A 1,449-nucleotide genomic window follows, 5' to 3' on the forward strand; every position below is an offset into this window, starting at 1 on the left:
TCGTAAAGTTTCCCGGAAAAAGAAAGGCTCAGCTAACCGAAAGAAGGCTATTAATAGGCTGGGTAGGACACATCTTAAAATAAGTAGGCAGCGTGAAGAACATGCCAAGAGACTGGCACGTTGCGTAATCCGGTCTAACGACCTGGTGGCTTACGAAGATTTAAGAGTTAAGAACCTGGTCAAAAACCACTGTCTTGCCAAGTCTATTAATGATGCAGGTTGGTATCAGTTCCGGGAGTGGTTAGAATATTTTGGTCAAAAATTTAGTAGGGTAACTGTTGCAGTGCATCCCGCTTATACAAGCCAGAATTGTTCTGATTGTGGTGAAGTGGTCAAGAAATCATTATCAACTCGAACCCATATCTGTAAATGCGGGTGTCAATTAGATCGAGATCACAACGCCGCCAGAAATATCTTAACGAGAGCCTTAGGTACGGTGGGGCACACCGGAACCCTTTTAAACGCTTGGGGAGATCTGTCCTCTACTCTTCCTGGTTCCGACCTGGTTGAGCAAGACGGGTCATTGATCCAAGAATCCCCGCTCTTATAGGGCGGGGAGTGTCAAATTTACTTAGCGATCGCGTAGCGTGGCCTACGGCCAATCGCATTTCCGGGACAGGTCAGTGCGTTCGCAAAGCGTGGCCTACGGCCAATCGCTTTTTCGATGCAGTCGTCAGTATAACCTCCAACGACAGAAAAATCAAGCCTTTAGATCAGGTCAATGTAAGGCTGTTAAAGTCTTTCTCTACAAGGGTCTTGATAGTTTTAGTCCTTGATTTGGTAACGCTGCACATATTTGCTCAGAACTGGTCAAAAAACCATCAGATGGTGACGATGAAAGAGGACAAAAAACTGTACACGCTTTTGGTATCCTGCCAATGTGCAGATTCGGAACATTGGGAATAGCATGGCTCAAAAGCTTACCCCAAAACGTTTCTAGTCTGCTTGTCACCCTTGACGCAAGTGGTCGCTCAGCTTTCCGATACCGCAATTCCGATAGTGGCGCTAGGGCGAGCATAAGACCTGTTTGTTGCAAACAAAATTACTGAATTCATTTCTTGTCATTTTTTCTGTTAGTTGAAAAAGATCACACAAAGTCTTCTTAATACCGTTAAGCGTAATTATAGGAGCTATGATTTTTTCGGTATTAGCAATATCTGCATTCCTATCATGGGAACTAGCTACTATAACAGGTTAATCGATAAGTCAACTTGGTTCCATTCCTGTTCCCCTCCAGATAAACGCTTCTGATTTTGGAGGATGGGGTATTCTTTTCCCCTGGCCGTAGGCCACGCTACGGGAAGAAACTCCCCAATTCGATAGGGTGCGGCTCTTTTAAAAGTACGGTAGACTAGATCTCAGTAAAACTGACAAATTAGTCAGAGTAATAGTTTGAGTCAATACCTCCTGGTGGGTGACCAGCTGAAAAAGTCAGCAGTAGTTCAGGAA

The 1,449-nt window shown here is 44.5% G+C and carries 2 protein-coding genes; both read left to right on the forward strand.

Translation table 11 applies throughout. The annotated features are described in order from the left end of the window. The coding region (locus F6K37_RS42185) for an RNA-guided endonuclease InsQ/TnpB family protein (RefSeq protein ID WP_287257191.1) at window positions 1-550 on the forward strand (550 nt) is incomplete at its 5' end. Window positions 551-558: 8 nt separating this feature from the next. After that, window positions 559-906, forward strand: coding sequence for a hypothetical protein (locus F6K37_RS42190; protein WP_287257192.1), 348 nt, complete (start codon window positions 559-561; stop codon window positions 904-906). Window positions 907-1,449: the final 543 nt, after the last annotated feature.

The organism is Moorena sp. SIO4E2, assembly GCF_010671945.1.
GTDB classification, from domain to species: Bacteria; Cyanobacteriota; Cyanobacteriia; order Cyanobacteriales; family Coleofasciculaceae; genus Moorena; species Moorena producens.